Here is a 26,406-nt window from a genome sequence, read left to right on the forward strand (position 1 = left end):
AGCTACAGCGGCGATCGCGATCGTTGAAATACTGACAATTGTAGCAATTGCTAGGTTATAATTTTTACTTGGAAATGTCATCTTGCTTATTTACCTCGATTAGGACATTAATTTAGATCTAAATTAATATCCCAATCATACATGACAATCTCAAAAGTTATACAATTTAACAAAACAATACCTACAATGAAATCGTCTGCCAAATCCCTACAGTTTTTGGGATCTAAATTTTGGTAGTTGCTGCACTAAATCGATCGCACTAGTTTAAATCCTGACCGTCACTTGTTGGCGATGGAGGTAGTCCTTAATCTCAGCGACGGTGAGTTCGCCATAGTGGAGCAAGGAAGCTAATAATGCAGCTTGCGCGTGTCCAGTGGTGAGGGCTTGATAGATGTGTTCGCAATTGCCAGCACCACCAGAGGCAATCACTGGCACCTGCACGGATTGGGCGATCGATCTTGTCAGATCGAGGTCGTATCCTGCCTTGGTGCCGTCGGCATCCATACTCGTGACCAGAAGCTCACCTGCACCGCGTTTGGTGACTTCTTGTGCCCATTTGACGGCATCTAATCCAGTGTTTTCGCGTCCGCCTTTGACATAGACATCCCAACCTGGATTAGTGGGATCGTTGCGGCGTTTGGCATCGATCGCGACTACAATACATTGATTGCCAAAGAGGTCGCTAGCATCGTCGATCAAGTCTGGATTTCGCACTGCGGCTGAGTTGAGGCTGACTTTATCGGCTCCAGCGCGGAGTAAGTCTTTGATATTGGCTGGGGATTGGATACCACCGCCGACGGTGAGGGGGATGAAGATCCGATCGGCGGTACGATAAACCACATCGATCATCGTGTCGCGATCTTCGTGGCTGGCGGTGATATCGAGAAATACTAGCTCGTCGGCTCCGGCGTCGTTATAGATTTGGGCAAGTTCTACCGGATCTCCGGCATCCCGTAGCTCGACAAAGTTGACTCCTTTGACGACGCGTCCGGCTTTGACATCTAGACACGGTAAGATTCTTTTGGCTAACATCTGGACATCTTGGTGCTGTAATCGATCGCCGCAGGAAGAATACCTATAAGCGATCTAGGTATTCCATTTTAGATCGCGATCGACCTGTTGCGGATAAAGTAGACAAGTGCAATTAAATATTAAACACAGGTAGGTTGGGTAGCAGCCTGCGTTTGCGGAGCCTTTCGGAACGAAACAACCCAACATTAGCAACGTTGGATGCGAATAGTCGCCAGAATGGTGAAGATATTTCGCCTATGACGATAGATCCCCGACTTCTTCAAGAAGTCGGGAATCTATCTCGCACTGCGCGGCAATTGCTATATTCAGTTATTTATTTAGCAGTATTTTCAATGGCTTTTTGTTCTTGTTCGTAGGCTTTTTCTTCTGCTTGCTCTTCTTTGTTTTCAGCAGCGATTAGTGCTTTAGGATCTTTATTGAGTCTGGCAATTTCATCATAGGCTTCCGATCGAGTTGCTGCGGGATTGGTCAATTCAAATGGTTGGATGACATCTGGGGCAACTTGTTTGACTGGAGTCGCTGCATAACTAGACTGGGGTAGGATCGAACTTGCAGCAAAGATGACACTCGCTAAACCAAATGTCCACAAGCTCTTAATAAATAGCTGCTCGATCGAATGCAATATTTTGTTCATGTTAGATCTCCTGTGCAGATTAGCTGCACGAACTATGATTAAAAGTTTAAGTTACTACCACCGTTCGTCAAACCTTTAAAGTTAGATTATCATTTAGCTCGTGGGAAACTTTCTATCAAAAGGTGGATGGACTTCTGACTGAAGTTAGGGGATGAAGATGATTGTTGAGTTTTTAAAAATAACGATCGTCTCCGATCTGTTGCCACCGAAATAATACGTCCTCGACTTTATACCAATTTAAAGAATTAACACGACAGATGTTTATCCCACCCAGCGACGCGCGATACGTAGGGTTTCCCGAGGGTTTAGCGACCCAAATCACGCGGAGGTTCCCTCCGCATGTGTTTGGGTCAAGACAGCGAGTCAAGACAACCTCCCCGTGGAAAGGGGAGGAGCTAATCTGTCATTTATTCAATTTAATTTGGTATGAGTATCCGCACCAACATTGTGGACGATCGCCAAATCGCCCCCGATGGTAGAGATCGGGAGCGATTTAATCTAGAGTTATTGACGATCGTCAGAGCCTCAAAGGGTTACAGCCAACCCAGTCCATTGACTGCGATCGTCCCAGCAGCAGCAGAGGCAACCAAGGAGGTCAGCGCGGTACTAAATAGCCACCAAGCGGCACCTGCGGCGATCTTTTGAGTTTCGATCGCTTGTTGTTTGGCTTGCTTTTTGACGGCTTTGTAGCGTTTTTTGACTTCTTGCTGGACGCGTTGGGCTTGGCTGAGGACGCCATCGCGGGTTTCTTCAATCTTGTCGATAATCCGGTTGGCGTCGGCTTCGGAGATATCCTCGCGGGAGCTGAGGACGGCAACTAGGGTTTGGCGATCGAATTGTCCTAGTCGTTCGCCGAGGGCTTCAAATCCCGCTTGGGGGTCGTCAAACACTTTACTAAAGTCGGCTTGCAAACCTTCGTAATTGAGTTCGGGACGATCGAGGGCGTTGAGATAGTCGCGGACTTTACCAAAGAGGCTATCGACAGTCGATTGGAAGGTTTCCTGGACTTTTTTGATTTGGTCGGCGATCGATTTATAGGTCGATTCTACCTGGTCGGCGATCCGATTGGCTTCTTCTTCGCTGATATCTTCGCGTTGGGAGAGGAGCGAGACGAGGGTCCCACGATCGAATTGGCTGACGCGATCGCCCAGACTACCAAATCCAGCACCAGGATCTTGGAGCAACAGTTGCAAGTCACGTTTAATCCCATCAGGATTTAATTCCTCTTTATTGGTGTTGCGGAGGTAGTTTTCGAGATTTGCTTCAAAGTCTACTGCTTGTTTTTGAGCGCGACTGGCGAGGCGGCGGGGTGCTTTGACGATCGATCCGATCGCTGATTGGACGCGATCTACTGCTTGATTCACCTGCTCTTCAGTCAGGTTACCTTGCTGGGTGAGTAGTGCGACCAGTGTTTCCCGATCGACTTGGGATAAGCGATCGCGCAAGGCACCTGCACCTGCTTTGGGGTCATCGAGCAGCGTTTTGAGGTCGCGCTGGATGCCGTCTGGATCGAGTTCTTCAAGGTTGGTGTTCCGCAGGTATTCGGTCAGCGCAGCAGTGGTTTTTTCGTACTGAGCTTTGGCTTGCTCGGTGACTTGTTTGGGTGTTTCCAGGATTTTGGTGCGGACTGATTCCACTTGGTCGAGTACCTGGTTGACTTGAGCTTCGTCTAGGTCTTGACGTTGGCTCAGGAGCTGGACGAGCGTCTCGCGATCGAATTGTCCGAGTCGGTCTTTGAGGGCACCGATTCCGGCTTTGGGATCTTCAAATAAGGCTTTGAGGTCGCGCTGGATACCGTCTGGGTTCAACTCTTCTTTATTGGTTTCGCGGAGGTAGGTTTCGACCTTAGTGCGGAGATCTTGAGCTTGTTGTTGAAGATCTGGCGCGGGGGATGCTGACTCAGCGGTGTTGGTATTCAACACCTCAGTCCGAGCTGCTTCGAGATAGTTGGAGAGGTTCTCAATACTGGTTGGTTGGAGATCGTCCCGCAGTGAGAGTTTTTCAACGAAGTAGTTGCGATCGATCTGCTCCAATTCTTGGCGGATAGTGGCTGGATCTGCTTGTGGGTCGTACACCACATCCTTGAATTGTTGCTTGACTGCTGTTTGACTGAGTTCCCACGGTGGTGCAAACAGCAGGTAGTTTTCTAGATCGGCACGGATGACACTAAATGGTTTGGTGTTGGTGTCGGCTGATGATTGTGCGTGTTGCTCGGATTGACCGCCCAATACTGATGCTTTGAGCTTATTTATCTGACCGGAAACTTTCTCGACATCGAGGTCGGAAATATTTGCATTTTGGAGTACCCGACCGAGGAGCGAACTCAAACCCAGTTGCAATGCTCGATTGGTAAAGCTACCGCCATTACCATCGCTGAGGTTCGAGCCTTTGACTAGTTGCTGAAGTTTGCCAGCTAATTCGTCAGTGTTGAGATCTTCGGGTGTTGCTGATTTGAGCAGATCGGTAAGCTGAGTGGCGACATCACTGTTACCACCTTTGTTGGAAAGCTGTTTCCAGGTGCTTTCGAGTCGATCGGCGATGTTGTTGATATCTTGTTTGGAAAAGTCAGTGCGATTGCTGATTAAGTCTACAAAACTTTGGCGATCGATATTTTTGAGCAAGTCACTGTCGGCAATATCTTTCAGGTCGGACTCTTTGAGCAGTTGCTCGAACTGAGAGCCGATTTTATCTACATCTACGCCAGGTAATTGTAAGTTACCCAGAGAGCTTTGCAATGTCTTTTGAATGCTGCTGGGATCGAATCCTGATGTCAGTTCGCGGCGGACGGCAGCAGTAACTTCTTCGGCTGTCGATACGACTTGGTTTTTGGCGGCATTTGCCCCTAGTGCCGTCGTGGCGGTGCCCATAATCCCCTGAAGACCGGATGTCGCCGTGCTGACGATCGATCCGATCAGGGAGCCGACAGCACTAGATCCGAGCCAGACTACTACTGTAAAGTAAGTAGCCCAAATGACGACCCCGATAATTGCCCCATCAAACGCATCATTCAATAAGCTAAATCTTACTGCCAAATAACAAGCGGCAAATAAGGCGATCGTCACTGTCACTAGCGCGGCGATGCCGATTTTGGTCTCGATGCCGCGCATCGTGGACATCAGACCCTCATCATCTGAGTCATCATCATAATCTACGTCTGGCGTACCTGGAGACGAGAGAATCGCGACACCAAGATTGGTGAGCAATAGCTGGAAAGCAAATGCCATCACGATTCCTGATAGCAATGAGATAAACAGGTTCGGGCTAGTAGTCGTAGGATTGTCTAATACGAAGGCCCCTGGCTCGATTCTAATTTGTGCCAGTTGGCATAACTGAAGATTTAAAGCTCCTGAGAGTTCTAAACTGGAAAACATTGTCTTTCCCCACTAAATAATTATTTTCGGTTCGGCTCCTGGACTTGCTGAGTGTCAACCCCAGTAATGTGGTTGGCTACTTGCCGCAGGTTAAAATTCCTTCTTTGGTGCCAGCAGCTTGCTGTCTGACGACAATACGCGGTTGCAGTCCTGGATAACAGCGCACCAAGACGCGATCTTTGCTACGAGTGAGATAGAGAATGTGGGTCGATCGACCGTTGAGTTTGCCGAACACCAGTTGCGGCGGTGACGGTGCTGTGGCGATCGCTGGCATCATCACCATTCCGATCGCCGTCAAAGTCGCTCCTAGTAATAATTGCGTCCGGTTACTGATTGCTGACATCATCTGCATATCTCAATTTTTTAGACAACTATTGAAATCGATCTAGATGATATTTGGCACACTCGATCGGCGTAACTAACTGATTTCGCTATTGCTACTTCCCGCAGGAGATTGCTCGATCTTTCGCTCCACAGTCATGTCACTAGGAATAGTTGATAAAGGAGATTGAGCGATTTTTTTGTCAGCAGTCATTTCACTATTCAATACCGACCCAACTACATTCTTTTCATCAAAATAGTTGTTCAGGAAAGTGCTAGCAAATGACAAGATTACTGGACCTAAAATGAAGGCGATGATGCCATTGATTGCAAAGCCTGGTACTAGCAGCGCAGCTAACCATAAGCACACCCCATTGACCACCAGCGAAAATAAACCTAAACTCAAGAAGTTAATCGGTAGTGACAAAATTGACAGAATTGGTCGAATTGTCGAATTGATCCCACCGACCACAACTGCGGCGATTAGAGCTGCTGGAAAATTGGCAATGTCTACACCGGGCACAACGGTATCGATGACTAGTAAGCCCAATGCTGTTGCTAATGTAGTGACGAGATATCCAATGGTATTGCTATTCATGTTCTTATCGATCCACGAGGATAAGTTTTATTGTTAAACTGAATTTTCGTTCTGTTTGGCGATCGCCCAGACGGCATGGATACTACCTGGAATCCAACCGAGTAAGGTCAATCCGATATTGATAAATAGGGTTGGGCCGATCCCGTAAGTAAGGAAAACACCGAGTGGTGGCACCAAAATACCAAGTATTAAATTCATTGTTTTTCAATCCGTCTGTTGTGATGTAAATGTCGCTGGCGCAGATGGTGTTACCCACCCCAAGCCCCCCTTATCAAGGGGAGAATTGGGGTGGGGTAAAGATCTCCGCAGGAACTCAAGATTTAACTGTCAACTGTCAACTGTCAACTGTCAACTATTAAGAGCCTTGACGACTCTTGAGGTTCTGCCACACGTCTTTGAGTTGCTGCTTGATGACTGCTTCCTTGCGGGCTGCTGCCGAGCCAGCCGTGGCGGCTTGGCGATCGGTTTCGGCTTGCTTTTGCTCGAGGGGGATCGTACCGCTGCGCTGAGCCTCAGCTCTGGTTTTGTCATACCAGACTTTGGTGCCCTCAAGCTGTTGCTTGAATTGGTGATAGCGATCGCCATAGCGTAGAGCCAATCTGCGATCCAATTCAGCTAGCTGTGTTTTGATCCGTGCAGACTGTGCCTGGATGACCGGAAAAATACTCAAGGTAATCATTTGTGGTTTTCCTTTGTGATGTAATGGTTGACAATTTTCCCAAACAGCTAGCTCAGTGGTGGCTTAGTCGCGATCGATCACCATCGTGCGGGATGGCTGACGAGCACCCAAGGCAGAACCGATCAGTGCTGCTACCAGTCCGAGCAGTGAACCCAGGACGAATGACCAACTGGCTTTGGAAGTATTGGCGGCGATGTCTCTGGTTTGTTGCGCGGTGATCGTCGGCGCCTGGGGAGCAGTTTGTCCAGCATTGGTACCAGGCACAATGCTGGGATTTTGCTGAACTTGGTTGATGACACTACCAGCATTGGAAGCAGCGACACCAAAGGCACCGGAGACACCGCTAGAGATCAACCAAGCACTGAGTGCGAGTGTCGATGCCCACAAGACGGCACCGTTGAGCAGCGCGGTGTTGCGGTTCATTCTGCCTGCGGTACGTGCTGCCGTCCAGCCACCTGCAAATAGTGAAATCAACAAACTGATAATCGACCAGATCCCGACACCGACGCCGACATCGCCAGCGATCGTTCGTGGTGCGCCAGAGCCGCCGACGTTGCCCGCCCCGATTGCCAAACCGAGGGCACTCAACACGAGCTGGGTACTTAGAGCTACAGTCAGTCCAGCGATGATGGGACCCCACCGTACTTGGTCGTGATAGTTGGTAGCGGCAACCGGAATTGCGCGCTGCTCGGTTAGATAATCATTGGGTCTATCTGTGTATGCCATGATGATAAGTCTCCTAAATTGGTAATGAATGAATGAGTGCGCCAGCTCGAAATTTAGAGTTAGCCTTTGAGCTTGTCGATCGCTTTTTCAACTTGCTTGATTACTGGCGGTGTCGGATCGCTGGAACGGTACATTTTATTGCGATCCGCCGCATCACCTTGGATTTCATTTAGACCACTATTGGCTCTAGCAGAGATTTCTTCAGGTGTGGTAGCGGGATTGTCTAGTGTCTCTAAAGATTTTTTTTCGATTTGATCCAACTGTTCGACGCCTTTATTGACAGAACTCGTTGCCGCTAGTGCCGACAAACCGCTGGTAAATACCAAGACAGCAGCAAGCAATACAGTGAGTAAAGTCCGCACGGGACGTAGGTTGGCTAGTGTTGCTGAGATATATTTCATCACAAACTCCTCTTGATAATATAAATGGTCAAAACTGTGAAACTGATGCACCCGATCGCTGACGCTACAAGGGACGACTAGACATTGCTACGTGAGATCATGCCGTAGAGATAAATCGCAATAATTGCGCCCAAAACTGCTACGAATACACCGGGAATACTCAAACCAGGAGCAGTCAAAGCCAGCGTGCCTGTCTGGAAGAAGGTGAACAAACTACCTCCCAAAAATGCACCAACTACACCTAAGATGAGTGTGGACAACCAGCCGCCGCCCTGTGTACCTGGCACGATCGCTTTGGCGATCGCTCCCGCTAATAAACCTAAAACCACCCAAGCAATTAAATTCATGACTAAATTCCTAATATTTAAGACTGCTTTAGTAATTTACCAGTTAGGTCTCTCGATCCCTTTCTCTCAAGTGGATGAAGTGGGCGATCGCGATTGGCGTCAATGGAGAGAGATCTAATTTAGCCTGTCAACAACTGTAGGGATGGATTGATAAAGTTGACTGGGATCTGCCCGCAAGTCGCATTTATAACCCATCCCTACTAGTGGACGATCTTCAGTGACGATTGCGATCGTCACCGCTATTTATGGAGATACTACCGCTTTGACGATGACATTTTTGACGCCTTTGATTTCCATTGCCAATGGTTTAATCTTGTCTAATTGCGCCTTATTTGTGACTGTCCCCGATACAGTGACATCAGCGTCATTAGCAGCGACAGTGAGCTTGCTCTTGGGGATATTGGCTTCGAGCTTACTTCTCACTTCGCTCGATAGGTCGCCTGGATCGCGTTTTTCGGGATTCCCACCGATGTTGTTGCGCTGTTCGCGGGCGCGGATATCGGATTCGAGCTGCTTTTTGCGGATGTCGCTTTGAGCATCATCCTGGTTGGTACTGGTGTTGGTATTGGCGGCTGTGGGAGCCGTCCCGTTGGTAGCAGTAGAGCTGGGAGCATTTTCTGCCGTTTTCGAGGGAGTGTTGCAAGCTGAGAGACTCCCAGCTAGCAAGATACTCAGGACTAACGGCTGAATAAAGCCGATCCGATCTTTCTGATACATGTTCTACTCCTCACTGATAGTTAGTTGCGATCGACTGATGTCTTCTTTTCTTCCCAGTCACAAATTAGATGGTGAATGGTGGATGGCGATTCGCGCTCCTCTGGTTTCCCGAGGGTTTAGCGCGATCGAGACAGTGGATGGTGGATGGTGAATGAGCTGTCAAACATCTACATCACACATTCAATTTTGAGAATGGGGTGTGGGGTGTTGGGAGATGTAGATTAAACGATCGACAGCTTGAATGCTCTTAACCTTTGAGATAATCTACTAATGGCATCGTGTCATCGGGTAGATCGTAAACATACCAGTCGTGGATATGATGCTTGGTGAAGACTGCTTGAGCCATACCGATCTCCGTTGCCGAGCCTTCAACTACTACTAGATATTCACCCCGATCGACGCGCGCGCCGTAGTCTTTGGCACGGTCTTCAGGTACATTCAAGCCGACGAGTCCGCCTGCCAAACTGCCCGCAGCAGCACCGATCGCACTCCCCGAAATCGCCGTAGCGATCGCCGTGGCGGCTGCACCTGCCAGCATGACGGGGCCGACGCCAGGAATTGCTAGCGCACCAATACCGACCAGCAGACCTGTCAAGCCGCCGACGGTACCGCCAGCGACAGCTCCTTTTTTGGCATCATCGACTGCTTCGTTGTCGCGATCGTGGTCGGTGGTAGTGCCGCTACCTGTAAGCTGAGAGCTAGTTGTTTGTGCGCCAGCTAGATCGGGATGGCGATCGAGATCGGCACCAGCAACGGAAACTCGCTTCATCATGAAGCCAGTATCTTTGAGTTCCCGCAAGGCGGTTGCAGTTGTTTGATAATCCGAAAATGTACCGACAGCACGTTGATGTGACACGATTACTCACTCCTAAAATTGATAAATTGTCAAGCGATCGGCAGTGTTTTTATCGACTATACCGATCGACTTTAGTTGACTTGCAGCAAGCAACTTGCCTAAGTAGAGTTATTTGTCTTGCTGTTGCTCTGGGATGTCTCCAGGCTCTTCGTAGTACATTTCTGGCTCGATGCCAAAATTATCTACCAGTCCTTCCTTATCGACAGTGAAACCACCAGTTGTATCGAGACTTTCCGATCCGGGGGGATGCTTGGGCAATCGTTTGAAATTGTCGCCCTCACGTTCTTTGCGGGCGGCTGTCTCTGCTGGGATAATGTGAGGATCGTAACTATCTGGGGTCGGCGAATCGTATAACTCAGTACCCTCTTGGTCGGCTGGCGAGGTGATTTCGGCTGCCCGCTCGTGGGCTGGATTGGTTCGATCTGCGTTCGTACTCATGGTGTCGCTGCCTCTAACTTGGGTAACTTAAAAAATTATTGTTTAGAACTTTTGAAGTAGCACCAGCATATCGGGATCGCTTGCTAAATCCATCTGCTCAATGAATCATTTTTGACGCTTGAATTTTCCGCCGATGGATAGAGAGCCGCTCAAATCGATCTCGGGATTTAGCGATCTCTACTATTAACGAAAATAAGTATTGGTACTCAAGATTTCTTCTTGTCCGAAATACAAGGCGATCTTGCTGACACCCAAGATCAGCCAAGCATGACTGCACAACTCTTCTAACTCATCAAGCAAGTCATCGACGATCTCGGTGTGGGGGCAATGTACCGAGAGAGTTTGATCTGCATCGATATGAATGAGGCAGCTTGGTAAGCTGGATGCGAAGAAGTGGATCAGACGCTCGATGCGAAGGTGCATGAGCTTGTTCAAATCGTCAACGTTGATTTCAGTGAGTACCATCAGCGAATTCCTGTGCTAAATTTTGTGGTGCTTGGGTGCTAAGCTGTCGATCCCAAAATGTCAAAAAACAGCCTGGAGTGAATACCACTACCCGACTGTCCTTACTGACAAAATATTAACAGTTGGCTCTAGATCCTACTTTCTACCAAGTGGATGAGTTATGAGCTTTCGCCGCTAGTCAATGGATAGAGAGGATCCTCTCTGCTCAGACTGCTAGCTGACTCAAGAATTGTAGTGCTTTAACAATATAGCTGGCACACACATCTGGAGAGCTTTGATAAAATGAACTCCAAGCAGATGACTTGTGGCGATCGTAATCCAGCGGCTCGATATCTGCTGTTGATGCGGTATCCAGCCATGCCAAGCGGACGGCATGACCGATCGCGACATCGAGGACGATATACTCAGCGATATTGAGTGTGGGATTGCGTTCGGATAGAGCGGCGATTGCCATCAGTGCTTCGATATTCAATTGCCGATATTCGGGAGCAACAATTTTGTTGAGCAGATGCTCGATTCTGAGGGCAAAATTCTTCTCGCCTGGGGTCATTTCTGATAGGATGACTTCACTATCGAGACGGTTGCGTTTTTCTAATTTATCACCGATCGTGATGCCTTTACAATGTTTGAGCAGTCGCCATACATTGGGATAAAAATCTCGCCCAACTCGCGCGATCGAACCATCTTTTTGACGTTGATATCGCCAATTAATTGCGACAGCGGGGGAGTTATTATCAACGGTATCGACAGCATTAGTCGTCCATTCGATTTGATTTTGAGATTGATTGAGGTGCAAGGATTCTTGTTGAAAAACGGTATTTCCTAAACCTTGGTAGTCTGTCAATACTTGATGGAGTCTGGTTTGGATTTCAAATGGACTCAGTTCCATCAGTTTTTCATAGGCGGCATCTTGAGTACTACCCAATTCGATCGCGAGTTCGCTGGTTAATAATAAAATCAGATAGCCGACCCGGAGGGTGAGCAAACCTTTGACGAGGGTTGGTGCAGATTTAATTAATAAACCCAGATAGATAATAATTTCTTGCGTCAATACGCGATCGCGAATATCTTCACGGCAGAATTTATCGATCTTTTCAATGATTTCGGTATGCGACATCGGTCGATCGATCGATGCGGCTTCACTATATGCCATCCCGACAGTTAGCTGTTTGCCACTAATCAAGATATCGGTTACGGCATCAGACAAACTAATTTCTACTTTGTCGAGCAAACCTGCGGCATACCGGACGATCGCCCAATGCGGGCGCATCCCAAAGTTACCTGCTTTAAAATACACTTCATCGAGTAAATCTGACACAGTTACTTTCACTAATGGTCCCCCAAAACCAGTAGCAAATTCCAATCCTTTCAACCGAGTTAAGGTATGTAAAATTTCAATCTGTTCGTAGAGATTATCTGAGCCTTTTAGTTGCCGCAATAGGAGCGTAATATTGGTTGCTGCTTCCAATAAAAATTCTTGATTGTTGGTGAGCGGCTGGTGGAAATTGGCTGTATAAGCTAGATAGTAATGCTGTTGTACCGTGGGATTTACAGTAGTTAGATCGAACTTAAAGTCATGTAAGTTATCGATATTTTCAGTTCCTGCCGTGAGCTTCAATTGATTGAGCGATCCCAACCGAATCGGCACCCCATTACATTTCCCCTGCTTAAATTCCGCAATCAGTTCCAATAAGGGCGAAGTATACAATTGACCTTGAAATTCATCCTGTCCTTCTTGCAACAAAGATTTGGTCAATAGTAGTGTCAATGTCGGTCGTCCCAACTGCGTCCACTGTTCGCTAATATAGGCAATCTCCGTCTTAATTTGGGAGATCAAAAAGTGATAGTCAAAAGTTAAATAAAACTGCTGGCGATCGAGAAATGCTGGTAAGAAGACAATCGTATCACCACACACATTAAAGATCCGTGAAGTCGTCAAACTTCGCAAGCGGCGAATCGGACGTCCCGTCAAACCCAATTTATCATTTCGACCAATTTGGGCATATGCTGCTGCTAGTTCTGTCGATTGACGCACTTGGATGGGGGCGATCTGAGCGGGGATTTGGGTAGCAATGCCATACTCAGCCAATTGCGCTTGGAGATCGTCATCTTCAGCGATTAGCGCAATCTGAACAGTCCTGCGTCTTCTATTCCCAATCTGGAGATGTCTTCCCAACGGATCGAGATCTCCAGGTGCCAAAAACTTATCAAATAATAGCTCTCCCAAAAAATACAAACTCTGCGCCCATACCAGCGGCAGATTATCATTTGGTAGTCGCAGTTGGGAGTGAGGATCGGCTCTTTCGGCGGCAATTTTGGACTGAGGTACATAATACAGCTCTGGCAATAGTTGGATACCATCAACATCGACAGCGACAGCTTTTAGCAAGCTCCGATACTTCTCAATCCCCGCTACATCCCCACTAAATAACGCATCCAAATATAAATAAGTAAAAAATAACGGCCATTCGCACTCAATCCCCTCAAACTTGAGCAACTCCTCCGGCTCGTAGTGGAGACGGGTACTATCTTCTAATACCGTCTGATGTCCGTCCCGCAAAAATCGCTTACAACCATACTTGCCCTCCAGTTTAGCCACAATCTTGGTACGAGTGCGATCGACCAATTGCGGATCTGTCACGGCAAATGCTGGAAAGCCGATAATACTCAACAGAGCTGCATCCGTCTCCTTGGAACTCGACTCCCTCGGCAACAGCGACGCCAGCGTCAACCGCGCTCTAGCAATCTCATCTGGCAATACATGAATCACCGACGCCTGCGAACCGCGCGCCCCAAACAAGTCTAGACCATTAATCGCCTCCAGCGCAGCTTTTGCCATCCCGATCGAACTTGCATTTAGTTCCACACTGCCATGATTGATCTTATCGCCGCGCTCCCACAGCCCAAAATCAGGTGTCCGATAAGTGCGCCCGATATAATAGACCAAATTTTGGACAAAATTGACCTCATCCACTGTGTAAATCACTGGCAACCCCGAAGCTGTCATCTGCGCCAAGATCGATATATATAGTGAAGTCGCATCCAATTGAAGATGTCCCCACTCATCATCCCCGACCACCACATCCCCAGAGTGGGTGCTGTACTTGGCATGAAGGGCATCCAAAGGCGATTGGGTCTGTTTGAACCGTTCCACCTTCTCCGCTTGCCGCAGCATACAAAACAACAGCCCTCGCATCAGTTTGACAACGCTCTGCTCCAGCTCGAACAATCGCCCTGGTGGTGCATCTACTTTCCGATACGCCAGAGCCAACCCCCACACCGCCAAAATTGTGTAAACATTGTCTCGCACCCACGCATCGGTATAATCCCCATGCGCCGTAATTGCCGTGCTCGCTGGAAATAAGCCCGTAATCGGGTTTTGGCGGCTGAGGATGATTGCTTGGATCTGCTGGTAGTATCGATCGAGTTGCTGGGAACGGTTCATAGTGGGAGGTTTAAACAGTTGACAGTTGACAGTTGACAGCGCAATCTTGCCGGAGCGGGGGTACAGGCTGGCAGGATCTGGGTGGATGGTGAAAGCGGAAAGCTAATCCTACATTAGATTCAGAGCCGCTGCCAACTCAAAATTGGGAGCGAGTCACTAGATGAGTTTACGAATATTCCCAAATACTTGCCATTTTTAGATTTATTCGTTACATTAGTACATATAAGAGTTTACTAATCTTTACAACGACCATGGTCAAAACTACTACACCAATCAAGAAAGACGAGCCACAATTCGGTTTCACCCCTTCAGCAGAACTTTTGAATGGTCGCCTAGCGATGATCGGTTTTGTTGCAGCACTTATCACTGAATTTGTCACCGGACAAGGTACACTGCATTTCCTCGGATTAATGTAGTCAAAATCTCTGGTTCGCCATTACAACTTTTTGAAGTCAGTTGTTAAGTCAGTTCGTATCAACGATCGTCAACATCAACATTCACTGGAGTTAGAATTATGCAGCAAGTTAAAAAAGACGAAGCACAATTTGGTTTTACTCCTAGCGCAGAACTTTTAAATGGACGCCTAGCGATGATCGGTTTTGTCGCAGCACTCGTCACTGAATTGGTTACTGGACAGGGTACATTGCATTTTCTGGGATTAATGTAACTTTTGATACAACCTAGAACGATCTAGTCAAAGCTGGGCACTGCCCAGCTTTTTCAGTGCGATCTGGCGATCGATCTTTCAGAGTCGGCTACAATACTATGAGATCGCCACATCCTCCAACAACCCACACCATTCACCATTGACTTACTACCCTAGAAATCCAATTTGATAATAGGAAGAGCGTAAAATCGTCAAATTCATGCTGATTGGAGCCGCGTAAAATCATGCCGTCGCCAGCCTCACTACCAATCGTCCCACCAGAATATGATGATAACCTCATCGATCGGTTATTTATCTGGCTATTTTCGCGCAAAATGGCTCAGGCACTCGGTGCCGATACCACCGTCAGCGGGTACGGTGGCTTTGTCGATCTCTCCAAACAGATTGTGCAGGGACGCAATGCCGAGCAGCAACAGCTAATTGTCGCCCGCGTCCTCCAATCGTTAGTACCCGCACCAGTACTATGGGTGATTCGCACCTGCTTTGCGCCTACACAGCTAGTCTGCACCCTCAATGCCTGGTTTGCCGCCAAAATGTTTGAGTGGTTGGTTGGGCCTTGCCAAGTAGTAGTCGCTGAGGTAGATTTGGCAGATGGGACAGTGCGATCGCAAGCTTCCGGCGTACAGATCGAGAAATGTCGCTATCTTGCTGACAGCGGCTGCGTCGGGATGTGCGTCAATATGTGCAAAGTCCCCACCCAAACCTTCTTTACCGAACAGTTTGGCATCCCCTTGACGATGATACCCAATTTTGAGGATCTCAGTTGCGAGATGATTTTTGGACAACTACCACCACCGCCAGCGGCGGACGTGGCTTACCAGCAGCCCTGTCTAGAGCTGCAATGTCCTACCGCTACCCACGCCACAGTCGCTTGTCCCAAACTTAGGTAGACAGTTGACAGTTGATAGTTGACAGCAAGGTTTTATTTAAGATCGATCGAGCCATCAGCTATCCTGAATACTAGGCACTATCGCCAGACTATGGGCGGCTTTCTGCATAGAAGTAATTTCATCAGCACTCCAAGGATATGTAGAGCGGCAATTGTGAGCGACGAGCAACCCCCACAATCCGCGATCGATGAGAATTGGGACGACGAGATTGGCTTTGACTTGAAGTTCTCGCAAAAAATCGCGGTGACAGGGTTGGATCGGCTCTGATTCGATATCGGGAATTGCTCTGACTCGACCATCTTCATAGAGTTTGGCATACTCACCATTGAAGCACTCATCTGGCCCACTAGCACCCAGGATCGAAAACTGGCGATCGCTTAATGATTCAAATGTGACTCGTCCCGCCCATTGATAATAAAAATAATACAGTACCAGTCGATCGGCATTTAGTTCTGTTCGTAAGCGATCGGTAGTGGTTTGAATAATGATGTCTCTAGCTAAATCGCGGGATAAGCGATCGAATATTCTCTGGAGTGATGGATCGGGCATAACCTATGTGCTAAATGCTGTTTGTTCTCTAGTTACGCGATCTGGGCACCGATCGATAGCTGAATTGGCGTGACGATCGATAACTTGAATCTAACCGACTCGATCGAGAATCTGGTGAGCCATTTCTAGTTTAGCGCATGGCAGGATATCGATCCGTGTGGGTGGTGTCGTCTCAGGTGTATTGGGATGTTGGATGAAGATAATTGCTTGATTGCGATCGCTCCCGAAGCCACTATCTGGCAAATCTACGGGATTGGTGACGATCGCATCCAACTGTTTGCGATGCAGTTTGTCTAGAGCTGGGGTGATAATATCACCAGTCTGAGCGGCAAAGCCAATTAATTTTTGATGCGGTTGTTTGAGCTGACTGAGTTCGGTCAGAATATCTGGTACTGGTAATAATTTTAGCTCTGTGGGTAGCAGTTTTTTGGGTAATTTTTGGGCACTATAATCAGCAGGCTTGACATCAGCAACTGCGGCTGACATGATTACTAGATCTGCACCTGCAAAATGTGCCAGCATTTCACGCTGCATGTCTTCACTACTAATTACAGGCACAATTACGATCCTTTCATCGATCGCAATCTCTGGCAAAGTAGCATGAACCAGTGTGACATTCGCCCCACGATGGACGGCGGCTTGTGCCAAAGCTAATCCCATTTTACCTGTAGCCGGATTGCCAATAAACCGGACGGGATCGAAAAACTCGCGCGTCCCCCCCGTACTGATTAAGACATTTTTGCCAAGTAGATCGAGCTTGCCCTGCGTACGTAAGAGCGAATGAATATACGGCAAAATCGCTGCTGGCTCAGCCATCCGCCCCCGCCCCACGCGATCGCAAGCCAACAATCCCGCCGCAGGTGCCGCCGCATGATAGCGCGAATCTTGACACAATGACTCCCAATTGCGCCTGACTGCTACCTGTTCCCACATCTCTGTATTCATCGCCGGAGCCAGTAGGATCGGACAAGTAGAAGCCAGCACTGTATTTGTCAGTAAATTATCCGCCAATCCGTGGGCTAATTTACCCAAAGTATTGGCAGTCAGTGGCGAAATCAGGAATAAATCTGCCCATTCACCCAATTCGATATGTAGGGGACGATAGTGGATTGGTTGCCAAAAATCGCGATCGGTATAGGCTGGATGGCGCGATAGTGTGGCGACTGTCAGGGGGGTGATAAACTGCTCTCCGCCTGCGGTGAGGATGACTTTTACCTCGATTCCGGCTTTAAATAGACTGGAAATTATTTCACATACTTTGTATGCCGCAATCCCGCCACCAATACCAATTAAAACCCGCATTGAATCTGAGCTATGGTTGTTGTTTGCGATCGATCGGGTTGATTTGAATTGCGATCGGGTTGAGAGCTACCTACTCAGTGCCAGCGACTAAAGTCGCCGCTAGTGCTGCAAAGTCCGCCTTCGCGGACTGACGATTGAGTCCGCGATGGCGGACTTTGCATTCCGAGGAGCGGTTTTTAACCGCTTTGGAGGGTGGGCACTGCCCACCTTATGTCTCGATTTAGCTGTCAACTGTCAACTGTCAACTGTCAACTAAATTAGGCTTCGTCGTAGGCTTCGAGATCGAGAAGATGAATGTATGGCTCGACTAAATCTGGACGCTGAAAAGCAATCGCGCGGAGGAAGTGCCAATCTTGCAAGCCATCAAACGGGTTTCCATAGTCATCGCTTTCCAACCGCAGAGCTAATGCTTCTACTTCTTCTGTTGTCAGATTGGGGATAGTATTCCGTTTCGACATTTCGATCGTGGTCATAGGTCAAACCTCCGTACAAATACAGCAGATAGCAGCTACATTTTATCTTAGCCTTATTAGTTATTATTACCCGATTATCAGGTCAGGATTAACAAAATTACTTACAATTGCTGAGATTTTCGGCTAGTTGGTAACAAAACTTCTCACTGTATCCAAAACTTCAGGGACGATCGAGTGTCCCATGTCAAACTCTTGATACCGGACATCAACGCCCCACTGAGTGAGGATTTGGCGACTTTTGTGGGCAGCGGCGATCGGGACGACATCATCTTGTCTACCATGTACCAGCAGGACGAGAGGAGCCGCTTGGGGTGGTTTGGCTCGGTTTTGATGCAAGTAACCACTGAGGACGATCAGACCCGCTACAGGCAAATCTAGCCCGATCTCCAGCGTCATCGCCCCACCTTGAGAGAAGCCCGCAATCCAAGTGCGATCGAGTGGGATACCTGTAGAATCAGGGAGCGACTCGATCCAAGTCGTCAAAATTTCGCGACTAGTAGCCAATTGCGTGACGCTGCGATCGCTCAACTGTGCCGCACCTGTAAATGAATACCACATTTTCCCCGTGTCACTATATTCATGGTCGAAGGGGGCATTGGGAAACAAGAATTGATATTCGGGTAGCTTAAAATACGGCACGAGTTCGCCGAGATCGTCATGATTGGCACCCCAACCATGCAACACCACGATCGTGCCAATGGGTGTACCTGTCTGAGCGGGGACGAAAATAATATCTAAGGGACTGTTGGCATCGATTGGAGTCATAAGTGAGGTAACTAGTTTGGTTAAAATTTTGTGGTGGAGCAAAAAAAACGCGATCGGGCTACTTTTGGCGGTTATTTCTGCCCTAATTCGTACTATAGTAAGGCGTTTAGAAATATGTAACCCCTCTCTCTTGGTAAAATCATGACGCTATTACGCCTCGTTAAAAGAGCCAGAATTTTAGCTGGGATGACTTTTGCTAGTCTTTCCGTTTACAGCAATCCAGTTCACGCCGAAGATTCACTGTATTGTGTCACTGCTAGTAATGGCAAAACTGCGTGCGGCACTCTCACAGCAATCGAACGGGCTTGTATCACTTATCATCTGTGGCAAGTTCAAACCAGCCACACAAGGGCAAGCGCAAGAAGTGGATAGCAAGCCGTTACAAGGTGCTGGGTTTCAGAAAAAAGTTAATAACTTTCTGTTGACTCTAGAAAGTTGCAAGAGGGTTGATGAAGATATAAGATGTCAGATGAAAATACTCAACAAAGGAAAAACAAGAACAGTATCGTTTAACCAATATAGCTCATCCATTATAGATTCTATGGGCAGATCTCATGCAGGTTCTAAAGCAGATTTTGGAAGCTTAGGTTCTAATAGTGCAAGTATAGATACCAAGACTGATATCATTACTAGTGTTATTTTTGAGAAAGTACCAAGCCAAGTAGTTAAAGCTCAACTTTTAAATCTTGCTTTTTTCGGAGAAATAAAACCTATTCAATTCCGGAATATTCCTATTTCAAATTGAGTTCTATTGATTTAAAAGCGATTAGATAAAATTCATATATCTGTCGATCGCGCTCTAGAATCTGTAGGGGCAAGTTTATGCGACTAATTCAAACCTGCAATTAGCCTCCGTACAAACCTGCCCAACCCCACCGACAACCTGTCGATCTCTTCATTCCAACATTACGGAAATCCGATCGAATAGTTAATTGTGGGTGAGGGCGGGTTTGTACGATAGTTATCGGTACATTCGCGATTTCTAGCATAAACCCGCCCCTACAGGTTATGTATGGAAAGACTGAATAATTCTGTCGATCGAATATGGAGATGGGGATTGATATTCGATCGACCCAGCTTCCAACTCTACCGCACTAGGCTATAATATTATGAGATTGTAGATTGTGTTCTAAATTTATGAATCTCACACTCAAACCCGAATTAGAAGATTTTATTCAATAAGAAATACTCGCGGGCAAGTATGCTAGTCCTGATAAGGCGATCGAGGCAGCATTGAACTTACTCCAATCCAAAAACTCTACCGATCTATTGGCAACAGAACTACGAGGAAAAATAGATATTGCGGTGGCTCAACTCGATCGAGGGGAAGGATTGGACGGTGAATCTGTAATAGCCAATTTGAGAGCTAAATTACAAGTAGCAAGAGAGGCGCGGTAGATTGACTGAGTATATTATTGCTCCAGATGCCGCCAGAGATTTATAAGAAATATCTACATATTATGCAATACATAATATTGAAGCAGGAGAGAAATTGCTCGATGAATTTGAAGCTAGATGTAGATATCTAGTGAGCTTTCCCAATATCGGGAAAAGCTATCGATCGATTCGTCCCGATCTGAGGGGTATTTCCTTTTCGGGTTATATTATTTTCTACCGCGTCAGCGAAAGGATTGTGGAAATATTGAGAGTAGTTAGTGGTAGTAGAGATCTGGAAGCCTTGTTTGCAGATCCTTAATGTTATTAGTGCCTGTCGATCGAATCTGTAGATGTTAGTTTTTGTTACTATTCAGTCTCAAAAATTATATCTTCATAGACTTGATCGATCGCAAATGTCAGACCAACACTTTGTAGATCGATCGCGTCCCCTGCTTGCTAATTAATAATCTGCCAATTTCCTGCTTCATCCTTGCGATACAGATCGATCGTGACTGAATTTGTATCTACTAGCACATAGTCTTGTAAGGTAGAGGTACGCCGATACATTCTAAACTTATTTCCTCGGTCGTAAGCTTCCGTACTGGGAGACAAAACCTCAACAATTAAGTAAGGATAGGTGATAAATTGAGTAGCTGTGCGATCGCGGCGATCGCAGGTCACACTGACGTCGGGATAAACATAATCATCCGATCCTTGGATATTGACTCTACAATCAGAGTTACCTGTCTGACAGCCACTACCTCGCAAATGATTTTTTAATAAAGCTCCTAAGTTCAAAGCAATGCGACCGTGATTTAAAGTCCCACCCGTCAGCGCATAAATTTCACCATCGATGTATTCATGACGGCACTGTTGTTGCTCCTCCCAAGCGAAGTATTCTTCAGAAGTAAATCTGGGGAAATTATCTCTTATAGCAATCATCGAACTTACACAGCTATTAAATTAACTTGCTAGAATGCTTCATTCCGTGATTATATACTAGTATAATTTATTTCACCCCTATTGCGATGAAATATCAGTTGGCAATTTCGATCGCGATCTTCTCTCTTATCGCCACAAATGTACCGAGCATGGCAGAACCTACAATTCTCCCAACCGGAAGTCAATTTCATAGTCGGTGGCTGCAAGCTCAAAATCAAAAAGACCTCGTAGTTTTCCCAGAAGTTGGGTTAGCAATTGCCCAGCCTCCTGGCTTCACCAAAGCCACATCATTTTATGGATTCGAGCAAGCTGCAACCAATTCCTCGATCGTCTTAACCAAAATTCCTGGCCCGTATTCACAAGTAACTGGCGGATTCACTAAGGCTGGTTTGGCAACACGGGGGATCTCGCTTATCTCCAAGCAAAATGTCAAGATCGAGAACCAGTCAGGCTTGTTGCTAAACGTCGCCCAATCAGCCTACGGTCAAAAATTTCGCAAATGGATTGTCGTGTTTGGCGATGAGCAAAATACTCGGCTCATTACCGCAACTTTTCCCAGCACAACTGCCAATCAGCTCGGCGCGCAACTCAAAAAAGTCGTGCTAGCAGTCTCGCTGCGGACATCCTCGGCTCCTGTTGCTTCCTCCCTCCCGTTTACAATAACGGCAGTAGAAGGCTTGTCTCCTGTTGAGTCCGCAACAGGATTGGGCAAAGTAGCAGCATTTACCAAGGATGGCAATATCCCAACCGCCGCTCCTACCGATCCGCTATTTATTGTCGCTCCATCTTTGGGCGCGGTGCCAGTGCTCGACCAAAAATCTTTTGCCACTCGGCGGCTAGCTGGCTATCCCCTCACGAATACCGTCGTAAAATCAACTACCGAGATCGCGATCGACAACTTAACTGGCTGGGAAATCGTGGCTGACGGTCGCGATCGCCAAACCAAAGCACCTTTGACAATATATCAGGTCGTCCTGTATCCACAGCAAGGTGGATATGTGTTGATGACGGGGATTGTTGGCGACAAACAGGCTGAATTATATTTACCAAAGTTCAAAGCGATGGCACTAACTTACCGGAACTCTCCCCAGTGAGAAGCATCTTGTAGGGTGTGTTAGCGACAGCGCGAGCGTACCAACCCATATAGTGAATATAGGTGCGTTACGGCTTGCGCCTAACACACCCTACATCGACTAACGGCTTGGTTGCGATCGCTTAATCGTTGTACAACAAGATTTTATAAGTTTCTGCTGTTGGTTTCGTGGCTTGAGCCACCGCTCGATCGAGATCTTTGAGATGATAGCGATCGCTAATCAAAGCATCAACATCAATCTTGTGATTAAAAACTAGATCTGCTGATAAAGCTTGAACTTTGAACGAAGAACTATAACTACCCATTAGATCGATTTCGCGTCGATACAATACATTGGGATTAATCGGGATCTCCAACTCATCAGGAAACTCCGCAAAAAACAAGATCTTCCCACCCTTGCGGGTACAGTCGAGGGCTTGAAAGAACGCCTTATCGCTAGGTACGGCGAGGATGGCGGTATCTACACCCATCCCACCAGTTAAGGCGTGAATTTTGGCAGTGAGATCGGGATCGCGGGCGTTGAAGGCGGCTTCAGCCCCGACAGATAATGCCTTTTCGACACGGGAGGGGATCAAATCGGTAGAGATGGCTCTAGCTCCAAAATGCTGGACGAGCATAATAAACATTAACCCGATCGGGCCTGCTCCGGTAATTAAGACTGTATCTCCGGCTTGAATATTGGCTTTCTTGACAGCCTTGAGACAGCAATTCGTCGGCTCTACAAAACTGGCTTGCTCGTCCGTAACGCGATCGGGAATCGGGATTAAGCCGCCATTGCGGACAATGTGTCCTGGAACCTTGACATATTCTGCAAAGCCGCCCCCACTAGGCGTAAAGCCCGCTGTCGTGGTGATATTTTTGTAGACATCGCACATCGAATAGTTTTCATGCAGACAGTATTTGCAGTGCATACAGGGGATATGGTGCATCACCACTACCCTTTGTCCCACTTGCCAATCTCGCACATCCGCACCTACTTTACTGATGACGCCAGCCGTTTCATGTCCGAATATTCGTGGCGGCTCATATAGTGGATAGAGGATTTTTTTGATATCTGACTGACACAAACCCACCACTTTTACCTGTACGAGTACCTCATCTGCGGCTAGCTCGGGGACGGGGACATCTTCATAGCTGAGTCGATCGACTCCGCGAAATACTTGTGCTTTCATCTTAGGCTTTAGGTGTTAGGGAAATGCCGTAAAAGGCTTTAGGTGTGGGATATTAGGGATTGGGTTTGATTATTGGTAAAAGTAGAGTGGACAGTGCGGTACTGTCGGGTGACCCGCCCATTGCACCATCAGGGTTATAGGCTTTTACCAACAATTATTATAGAGTCGATCGGCTAGCCCTTTAGCTCCAGTAATTCAAATAAGCCGTCATCCAGTTCATAACCTAGCATCTGGGTCATGAATTTGAGGCGCGATCGATCTGCTATGTTGTGAGTATGTAGCCAATCTGTCAGTCCAAAAACACGGTGCATCACCCAAATTTCTAGAGCTTCGGGGTTGTACTGAATCCCGTCCTGGCGACTAAATTGATGAGGTACCAACATCGCAACATATCTAGCAAGTTCTCCGGCTTGCCAATCGAGGAGTAGGGGTAGATAAGGGTAGCAGCCATCAGCGCGGATAAACCACAATCGGATCTCAGGAATCTCGGATAATTCTCGCGGATCTTGGGGATCTTGAGGATAGTTAATTGATAGCTGCAAATCTAAATTGAATTCCTGGGGAGCTGTCGCCAGCCAGCGATCGATCGGGGCAGAGATCGGCGATAGATCCAAGCTGAGGATGGCGCGATCGTCAATACTAACAGTCGTCATATACTAAAAATTGGCTAAGATTGACAAATAGTTTGCTTTCACTCAACGTAACTGAAAATAGTGTTGTAGGTGTTAAAATAACCAAATAGCATACATGACATCACTTTGAACTGAACGCTAACCCGCGATTGAGGCTGACACCCCGTCGTACGACTATTACCGATCGCGAGTTTTTAGGCTGCGAGTGCCCAAATCGTCCAGCATTTTGGCAAGTAGCGATCGGGCGATCGAGCAGTTATAAAGATAATCTAAGTAAAACCAATATCTATGCAAATCAATGCTATGACTGTGAGCAATGGATGTAGTGTAAATTTAGATACTTTAATCCGCAGTACTTAACCAAGCGATCGGCTCGATCGCGATACCAATCTAGCTAATACCAATACTGGTAGAGTAACAGGCTAGTCCTAAACTATAAAACATATATTTTTACAATTAATTTAATTCAGATTATTAGGCAGAGGTCTCCATGGAACATAGTAGACGGCAAGCGATCGGGAATCAGTTGAATACTGTCTGGAAAAAGTTGCAGCATCGGCACTCAACTAGCAACAGATTGGGTAGGGAAAGCGTGACAGATGGTGAGCCACCAAGCTCCAGTGAAGCTGATGGCAATCCACACTCAGAGCCGAGTGGCACCAATATCATCAAATCGACGCTGACCAAAATCACCGATCCAGATCTGTTTAGTGAGACGATCGACTCGATCAGTAAGCTCAATCTCCCTCGGATCGAGGTCGATCCGCGATCGGCATTTTGGGCAATCCTCGCAGCAATGGTCGGTGGGACGGGGATTGTCAGTTATTTATTGTTGATTGCCGTCCCGCCAACACCAAATTGTCAGGGGATCTTACCGATCTCGACCGATAGCGAACGTCTCTACTGCGCCCAAATCGGGGCGGATACTCAAGAAATCCCCAAATTACGCAGTGCCGTCAATCTCGTCCAAGGGTGGACAGATCGACACCCGCTGTATGGAGAGGCGCAGCGATTGCTCGCTACCTGGTCTGAGGATTTGATCCGGATCGGTCGCCAGCAGGTGAATGAAGGCAACATCGATCGGGCGATCGCCACAGTCAAGATCGTCCCAGCGAGTAGCCCCAGCTACGATCGCGCGCAGGAATCGATCGCCAAGTGGTCGAGTCAATCCCAAACTAGTGCCAAGATCGATGCCAAATTCGCGCGATCGATGAAACTCGGCAATTGGGGGCAAGCCTTTGGCATCCTCCAGTCGGTACAGCGGATGCGGGGCACCTATTGGAACGGCTACAAGCACGATCGAATGGCGGCTCAGCTCAGTCGCGAGCAAGATGCTTGGGACAAGCTCCAATCAGCCAAGGACGCGCTAGAGGAGAAGGAGGGCGATCGCTACGCAGAACGCGCCCAGCGGCTCAAGCTAGCCGTCCAAGCTGCCAAGAGCGCAGGCAAAGACACAGCGAAAATCGTCGAAATACCTTTGCCCACTCAGCCAGAACCGATCGTCAAGGCGATGCAAATCGCCAATCAGATCGACCCGACTACTTATGTGTACCCGCAAGGGCAGATCCTGCGGACTAAATGGAGCAAACATCTCGTCCAATTGAGTATCGGTGCTTACAAAGCTCAGAATTTTAATAACGCGATCGCGATCGCTCAAAAAGTGCCCCAGGACGTCTCGACTTACACCGAAGCTCAAGATTGGGTCAAACTCAATCAAGCGCATGTCTGGGCAGGGAAACAGCACATGCTAGCCCTGACGGATGCCGTCGCCCAAGTCCAAAAAATCCCCAAAACTAGCTCGATCTACACCTTGGCACGGGCAAAGCAATCCAACTTGCAAGGAATGCTCAAACAGCAAACCCAACTCCAGTGGGCGCGCAGCCTCGCTAGCTTCCAGCAACCAGCGACACTCGCACTCGCGATCGCCACAGCAAAACAAGTGCCCGCTCACAGCGATGTCGGTCAAACAGTGCAAAGTGAGATCTCCGACTGGGGTCGGCAGATCGAAACCATCGACAATCGCGTCCTCCTTGCCAAAGCTAGACAAATAGTCAGCACGGGTGAATCGCTAGCCAATCTCCAAGCGGCTGTGCGCCTAACGGGGAAGATCGGGATCGATCGCCCACTGGGTGCAGAAATTACGGGAGCTGTCGCCGAGTGGACTGACAAAATCCAAACGATCGAAGATCGACCGATTTTAGCAAGTGCCATTGCGATGGCCAAACAAGGCAATCTCGCTCAAGCGATCGCGATCGCCACTCAGATCGCCCCAGGCAGATCGCTCCATCAACACGCCCAAGCCGAGGTGCGCTACTGGGCACTAGAACTACAGGAAATAGCCGATCGCCGTACCCTCGATCGGGCGATCGGGATCTATCGTCAGGGTAGAATTTTGACAGCGATCGAATTAGCCACTACCATCGGTCGCCGCAGTCCGATTTACCGCGATGCGCGTTCATACATCGCTGATTGGCGACTGTTGGTACCCCGCGAACGGGCGGTAAGTAATTAGTG

At 47.8% G+C, this 26,406-nt stretch carries 31 protein-coding genes; 8 read left to right on the forward strand and 23 right to left on the reverse strand.

Annotation, left to right across the window (positions count from 1 at the left end):
• Window positions 1-264: 264 nt before the first annotated feature.
• From hisF to ACEW9I_RS19325, 16 genes are all read right to left on the reverse strand, one after another.
• Entirely contained in the window at window positions 265-1,032 is a 768-nt protein-coding gene (hisF, locus tag ACEW9I_RS19250; RefSeq protein WP_373541946.1) for an imidazole glycerol phosphate synthase subunit HisF, read from the reverse strand.
• Window positions 1,033-1,345: 313 nt separating this feature from the next.
• Window positions 1,346-1,666 (reverse strand): hypothetical protein, encoded by a 321-nt coding sequence (locus ACEW9I_RS19255; protein WP_373541947.1) that lies wholly within the window; start codon window positions 1,664-1,666, stop codon window positions 1,346-1,348.
• Between the two features lie 533 nt (window positions 1,667-2,199).
• On the reverse strand, window positions 2,200-5,037 hold the full coding sequence (locus ACEW9I_RS19260) for an MFS transporter (RefSeq protein ID WP_373541948.1): 2,838 nt from the start codon (window positions 5,035-5,037) through the stop codon (window positions 2,200-2,202).
• Between the two features lie 76 nt (window positions 5,038-5,113).
• Window positions 5,114-5,383 carry a hypothetical protein gene (locus tag ACEW9I_RS19265; protein WP_373541949.1) on the reverse strand — a complete coding sequence of 90 codons (270 nt, stop codon included), beginning with the start codon at window positions 5,381-5,383 and terminating at the stop codon, window positions 5,114-5,116.
• Window positions 5,384-5,455: 72 nt separating this feature from the next.
• Window positions 5,456-5,956 (reverse strand): phage holin family protein, encoded by a 501-nt coding sequence (locus ACEW9I_RS19270; RefSeq protein WP_373541950.1) that lies wholly within the window; start codon window positions 5,954-5,956, stop codon window positions 5,456-5,458.
• A 33-nt stretch (window positions 5,957-5,989) separates the two neighbouring features.
• Entirely contained in the window at window positions 5,990-6,154 is a 165-nt protein-coding gene (locus ACEW9I_RS19275; protein ID WP_373541951.1) for a YqaE/Pmp3 family membrane protein, read from the reverse strand.
• 157 nt (window positions 6,155-6,311) lie between these two features.
• Window positions 6,312-6,635, reverse strand: coding sequence for a hypothetical protein (locus ACEW9I_RS19280; RefSeq protein WP_373541952.1), 324 nt, complete (start codon window positions 6,633-6,635; stop codon window positions 6,312-6,314).
• A 63-nt stretch (window positions 6,636-6,698) separates the two neighbouring features.
• Window positions 6,699-7,361 carry a hypothetical protein gene (locus ACEW9I_RS19285; RefSeq protein WP_373541953.1) on the reverse strand — a complete coding sequence of 221 codons (663 nt, stop codon included), beginning with the start codon at window positions 7,359-7,361 and terminating at the stop codon, window positions 6,699-6,701.
• Window positions 7,362-7,420: 59 nt separating this feature from the next.
• The gene (locus ACEW9I_RS19290) at window positions 7,421-7,762 is read right to left on the reverse strand and encodes a hypothetical protein (RefSeq protein ID WP_373541954.1); all 342 of its coding nucleotides are present in this window, start codon (window positions 7,760-7,762) and stop codon (window positions 7,421-7,423) included.
• Window positions 7,763-7,839: 77 nt separating this feature from the next.
• Complete coding sequence (locus ACEW9I_RS19295; protein WP_373541955.1) at window positions 7,840-8,109, reverse strand: GlsB/YeaQ/YmgE family stress response membrane protein; 270 nt, start codon at window positions 8,107-8,109, stop codon at window positions 7,840-7,842.
• Window positions 8,110-8,223: 114 nt separating this feature from the next.
• Window positions 8,224-8,346, reverse strand: a complete 123-nt coding sequence (locus ACEW9I_RS19300; RefSeq protein ID WP_373541956.1) for a hypothetical protein — start codon at window positions 8,344-8,346, stop codon at window positions 8,224-8,226.
• Window positions 8,347-8,352: 6 nt separating this feature from the next.
• A complete protein-coding gene (locus ACEW9I_RS19305) occupies window positions 8,353-8,826 on the reverse strand; it encodes a BON domain-containing protein (RefSeq protein ID WP_373541957.1) in 474 nt (157 codons plus the stop codon).
• A 247-nt stretch (window positions 8,827-9,073) separates the two neighbouring features.
• Entirely contained in the window at window positions 9,074-9,682 is a 609-nt protein-coding gene (locus tag ACEW9I_RS19310) for a general stress protein (protein WP_373541958.1), read from the reverse strand.
• A gap of 108 nt (window positions 9,683-9,790) precedes the next feature.
• Window positions 9,791-10,120 (reverse strand): hypothetical protein, encoded by a 330-nt coding sequence (locus tag ACEW9I_RS19315; RefSeq protein ID WP_373541959.1) that lies wholly within the window; start codon window positions 10,118-10,120, stop codon window positions 9,791-9,793.
• Between the two features lie 183 nt (window positions 10,121-10,303).
• Entirely contained in the window at window positions 10,304-10,585 is a 282-nt protein-coding gene (locus ACEW9I_RS19320; RefSeq protein ID WP_373541960.1) for a hypothetical protein, read from the reverse strand.
• Between the two features lie 205 nt (window positions 10,586-10,790).
• The gene (locus tag ACEW9I_RS19325) at window positions 10,791-14,030 is read right to left on the reverse strand and encodes a glycoside hydrolase family 15 protein (RefSeq protein ID WP_373541961.1); all 3,240 of its coding nucleotides are present in this window, start codon (window positions 14,028-14,030) and stop codon (window positions 10,791-10,793) included.
• Window positions 14,031-14,281: 251 nt separating this feature from the next.
• Between ACEW9I_RS19325 and ACEW9I_RS19330 the strand changes: the two genes are divergently transcribed.
• The 3 genes from ACEW9I_RS19330 to ACEW9I_RS19340 all read left to right on the forward strand — a co-directional run bounded on the left by ACEW9I_RS19330 (window position 14,282) and on the right by ACEW9I_RS19340 (window position 15,587).
• The gene (locus tag ACEW9I_RS19330) at window positions 14,282-14,446 is read left to right on the forward strand and encodes a chlorophyll a/b-binding protein (protein ID WP_373541962.1); all 165 of its coding nucleotides are present in this window, start codon (window positions 14,282-14,284) and stop codon (window positions 14,444-14,446) included.
• A 98-nt stretch (window positions 14,447-14,544) separates the two neighbouring features.
• Window positions 14,545-14,697: a chlorophyll a/b-binding protein gene (locus ACEW9I_RS19335; RefSeq protein ID WP_373541963.1), complete on the forward strand. Its 153-nt coding sequence runs from the start codon at window positions 14,545-14,547 to the stop codon at window positions 14,695-14,697.
• A 224-nt stretch (window positions 14,698-14,921) separates the two neighbouring features.
• Complete coding sequence (locus ACEW9I_RS19340) at window positions 14,922-15,587, forward strand: DUF4033 domain-containing protein (RefSeq protein WP_373541964.1); 666 nt, start codon at window positions 14,922-14,924, stop codon at window positions 15,585-15,587.
• Window positions 15,588-15,641: 54 nt separating this feature from the next.
• Here the strand turns inward: ACEW9I_RS19340 and ACEW9I_RS19345 are convergent, their stop codons facing one another.
• The 4 genes from ACEW9I_RS19345 to ACEW9I_RS19360 all read right to left on the reverse strand — a co-directional run bounded on the left by ACEW9I_RS19345 (window position 15,642) and on the right by ACEW9I_RS19360 (window position 18,676).
• Complete coding sequence (locus ACEW9I_RS19345) at window positions 15,642-16,136, reverse strand: GAF domain-containing protein (RefSeq protein ID WP_373541965.1); 495 nt, start codon at window positions 16,134-16,136, stop codon at window positions 15,642-15,644.
• A 90-nt stretch (window positions 16,137-16,226) separates the two neighbouring features.
• Window positions 16,227-17,438 carry a bifunctional phosphopantothenoylcysteine decarboxylase/phosphopantothenate--cysteine ligase CoaBC gene (gene coaBC / locus ACEW9I_RS19350; RefSeq protein ID WP_373541966.1) on the reverse strand — a complete coding sequence of 404 codons (1,212 nt, stop codon included), beginning with the start codon at window positions 17,436-17,438 and terminating at the stop codon, window positions 16,227-16,229.
• A 257-nt stretch (window positions 17,439-17,695) separates the two neighbouring features.
• On the reverse strand, window positions 17,696-17,911 hold the full coding sequence (locus ACEW9I_RS19355; RefSeq protein ID WP_373541967.1) for a DUF2555 domain-containing protein: 216 nt from the start codon (window positions 17,909-17,911) through the stop codon (window positions 17,696-17,698).
• Between the two features lie 123 nt (window positions 17,912-18,034).
• On the reverse strand, window positions 18,035-18,676 hold the full coding sequence (locus ACEW9I_RS19360) for an alpha/beta hydrolase (RefSeq protein ID WP_373541968.1): 642 nt from the start codon (window positions 18,674-18,676) through the stop codon (window positions 18,035-18,037).
• Window positions 18,677-18,938: 262 nt separating this feature from the next.
• On the opposite strand from ACEW9I_RS19360, the gene ACEW9I_RS19365 reads away from it, so the two are divergent.
• From ACEW9I_RS19365 to ACEW9I_RS19375, 3 genes are all read left to right on the forward strand, one after another.
• Complete coding sequence (locus ACEW9I_RS19365) at window positions 18,939-19,421, forward strand: hypothetical protein (protein WP_373541969.1); 483 nt, start codon at window positions 18,939-18,941, stop codon at window positions 19,419-19,421.
• A 488-nt stretch (window positions 19,422-19,909) separates the two neighbouring features.
• Window positions 19,910-20,074: a hypothetical protein gene (locus tag ACEW9I_RS19370; RefSeq protein ID WP_373541970.1), complete on the forward strand. Its 165-nt coding sequence runs from the start codon at window positions 19,910-19,912 to the stop codon at window positions 20,072-20,074.
• A gap of 49 nt (window positions 20,075-20,123) precedes the next feature.
• On the forward strand, window positions 20,124-20,372 hold the full coding sequence (locus ACEW9I_RS19375) for a type II toxin-antitoxin system RelE/ParE family toxin (protein ID WP_373542030.1): 249 nt from the start codon (window positions 20,124-20,126) through the stop codon (window positions 20,370-20,372).
• A gap of 137 nt (window positions 20,373-20,509) precedes the next feature.
• Here the strand turns inward: ACEW9I_RS19375 and ACEW9I_RS19380 are convergent, their stop codons facing one another.
• On the reverse strand, window positions 20,510-20,995 hold the full coding sequence (locus tag ACEW9I_RS19380) for a Uma2 family endonuclease (RefSeq protein ID WP_373541971.1): 486 nt from the start codon (window positions 20,993-20,995) through the stop codon (window positions 20,510-20,512).
• Between the two features lie 86 nt (window positions 20,996-21,081).
• Here ACEW9I_RS19380 and ACEW9I_RS19385 point away from each other — a divergent pair, with 86 nt between their 5' ends.
• A complete protein-coding gene (locus tag ACEW9I_RS19385; protein WP_373541972.1) occupies window positions 21,082-22,089 on the forward strand; it encodes a hypothetical protein in 1,008 nt (335 codons plus the stop codon).
• Between the two features lie 121 nt (window positions 22,090-22,210).
• Here ACEW9I_RS19385 and ACEW9I_RS19390 read toward each other — a convergent pair whose 3' ends face one another.
• Both ACEW9I_RS19390 and ACEW9I_RS19395 read right to left on the reverse strand, forming a co-directional pair.
• The gene (locus tag ACEW9I_RS19390) at window positions 22,211-23,260 is read right to left on the reverse strand and encodes a zinc-dependent dehydrogenase (protein ID WP_373541973.1); all 1,050 of its coding nucleotides are present in this window, start codon (window positions 23,258-23,260) and stop codon (window positions 22,211-22,213) included.
• A 173-nt stretch (window positions 23,261-23,433) separates the two neighbouring features.
• The gene (locus tag ACEW9I_RS19395) at window positions 23,434-23,913 is read right to left on the reverse strand and encodes a CRR6 family NdhI maturation factor (RefSeq protein WP_373541974.1); all 480 of its coding nucleotides are present in this window, start codon (window positions 23,911-23,913) and stop codon (window positions 23,434-23,436) included.
• A gap of 469 nt (window positions 23,914-24,382) precedes the next feature.
• Between ACEW9I_RS19395 and ACEW9I_RS19400 the strand changes: the two genes are divergently transcribed.
• Entirely contained in the window at window positions 24,383-26,404 is a 2,022-nt protein-coding gene (locus tag ACEW9I_RS19400) for a hypothetical protein (RefSeq protein WP_373541975.1), read from the forward strand.
• Window positions 26,405-26,406 lie beyond the last annotated feature (2 nt).

It is taken from the genome of Chamaesiphon sp. (assembly GCF_041738855.1).
Taxonomy (GTDB): domain Bacteria; phylum Cyanobacteriota; class Cyanobacteriia; order Cyanobacteriales; family Chamaesiphonaceae; genus Chamaesiphon.

What these genes read in the sequence shown, in the direction of transcription:
- hisF (WP_373541946.1), bottom strand. Translation starts at nt 1,032, where the DNA reads ATGTTAGCCAAAAGAATCTTACCGTGTCTAGATGTCAAAGCCGGACGC.
- ACEW9I_RS19255 (WP_373541947.1), bottom strand. Translation starts at nt 1,666, where the DNA reads ATGAACAAAATATTGCATTCGATCGAGCAGCTATTTATTAAGAGCTTG.
- ACEW9I_RS19260 (WP_373541948.1), bottom strand. Translation starts at nt 5,037, where the DNA reads ATGTTTTCCAGTTTAGAACTCTCAGGAGCTTTAAATCTTCAGTTATGC.
- ACEW9I_RS19265 (WP_373541949.1), bottom strand. Translation starts at nt 5,383, where the DNA reads ATGATGTCAGCAATCAGTAACCGGACGCAATTATTACTAGGAGCGACT.
- ACEW9I_RS19270 (WP_373541950.1), bottom strand. Translation starts at nt 5,956, where the DNA reads ATGAATAGCAATACCATTGGATATCTCGTCACTACATTAGCAACAGCA.
- ACEW9I_RS19275 (WP_373541951.1), bottom strand. Translation starts at nt 6,154, where the DNA reads ATGAATTTAATACTTGGTATTTTGGTGCCACCACTCGGTGTTTTCCTT.
- ACEW9I_RS19280 (WP_373541952.1), bottom strand. Translation starts at nt 6,635, where the DNA reads ATGATTACCTTGAGTATTTTTCCGGTCATCCAGGCACAGTCTGCACGG.
- ACEW9I_RS19285 (WP_373541953.1), bottom strand. Translation starts at nt 7,361, where the DNA reads ATGGCATACACAGATAGACCCAATGATTATCTAACCGAGCAGCGCGCA.
- ACEW9I_RS19290 (WP_373541954.1), bottom strand. Translation starts at nt 7,762, where the DNA reads ATGAAATATATCTCAGCAACACTAGCCAACCTACGTCCCGTGCGGACT.
- ACEW9I_RS19295 (WP_373541955.1), bottom strand. Translation starts at nt 8,109, where the DNA reads ATGAATTTAATTGCTTGGGTGGTTTTAGGTTTATTAGCGGGAGCGATC.
- ACEW9I_RS19305 (WP_373541957.1), bottom strand. Translation starts at nt 8,826, where the DNA reads ATGTATCAGAAAGATCGGATCGGCTTTATTCAGCCGTTAGTCCTGAGT.
- ACEW9I_RS19315 (WP_373541959.1), bottom strand. Translation starts at nt 10,120, where the DNA reads ATGAGTACGAACGCAGATCGAACCAATCCAGCCCACGAGCGGGCAGCC.
- ACEW9I_RS19320 (WP_373541960.1), bottom strand. Translation starts at nt 10,585, where the DNA reads ATGGTACTCACTGAAATCAACGTTGACGATTTGAACAAGCTCATGCAC.
- ACEW9I_RS19325 (WP_373541961.1), bottom strand. Translation starts at nt 14,030, where the DNA reads ATGAACCGTTCCCAGCAACTCGATCGATACTACCAGCAGATCCAAGCA.
- ACEW9I_RS19330 (WP_373541962.1), top strand. Translation starts at nt 14,282, where the DNA reads ATGGTCAAAACTACTACACCAATCAAGAAAGACGAGCCACAATTCGGT.
- ACEW9I_RS19335 (WP_373541963.1), top strand. Translation starts at nt 14,545, where the DNA reads ATGCAGCAAGTTAAAAAAGACGAAGCACAATTTGGTTTTACTCCTAGC.
- ACEW9I_RS19340 (WP_373541964.1), top strand. Translation starts at nt 14,922, where the DNA reads ATGCCGTCGCCAGCCTCACTACCAATCGTCCCACCAGAATATGATGAT.
- ACEW9I_RS19345 (WP_373541965.1), bottom strand. Translation starts at nt 16,136, where the DNA reads ATGCCCGATCCATCACTCCAGAGAATATTCGATCGCTTATCCCGCGAT.
- coaBC (WP_373541966.1), bottom strand. Translation starts at nt 17,438, where the DNA reads ATGCGGGTTTTAATTGGTATTGGTGGCGGGATTGCGGCATACAAAGTA.
- ACEW9I_RS19355 (WP_373541967.1), bottom strand. Translation starts at nt 17,911, where the DNA reads ATGACCACGATCGAAATGTCGAAACGGAATACTATCCCCAATCTGACA.
- ACEW9I_RS19360 (WP_373541968.1), bottom strand. Translation starts at nt 18,676, where the DNA reads ATGACTCCAATCGATGCCAACAGTCCCTTAGATATTATTTTCGTCCCC.
- ACEW9I_RS19365 (WP_373541969.1), top strand. Translation starts at nt 18,939, where the DNA reads ATGGCAAAACTGCGTGCGGCACTCTCACAGCAATCGAACGGGCTTGTA.
- ACEW9I_RS19380 (WP_373541971.1), bottom strand. Translation starts at nt 20,995, where the DNA reads ATGATTGCTATAAGAGATAATTTCCCCAGATTTACTTCTGAAGAATAC.
- ACEW9I_RS19385 (WP_373541972.1), top strand. Translation starts at nt 21,082, where the DNA reads ATGAAATATCAGTTGGCAATTTCGATCGCGATCTTCTCTCTTATCGCC.
- ACEW9I_RS19390 (WP_373541973.1), bottom strand. Translation starts at nt 23,260, where the DNA reads ATGAAAGCACAAGTATTTCGCGGAGTCGATCGACTCAGCTATGAAGAT.
- ACEW9I_RS19395 (WP_373541974.1), bottom strand. Translation starts at nt 23,913, where the DNA reads ATGACGACTGTTAGTATTGACGATCGCGCCATCCTCAGCTTGGATCTA.
- ACEW9I_RS19400 (WP_373541975.1), top strand. Translation starts at nt 24,383, where the DNA reads ATGGAACATAGTAGACGGCAAGCGATCGGGAATCAGTTGAATACTGTC.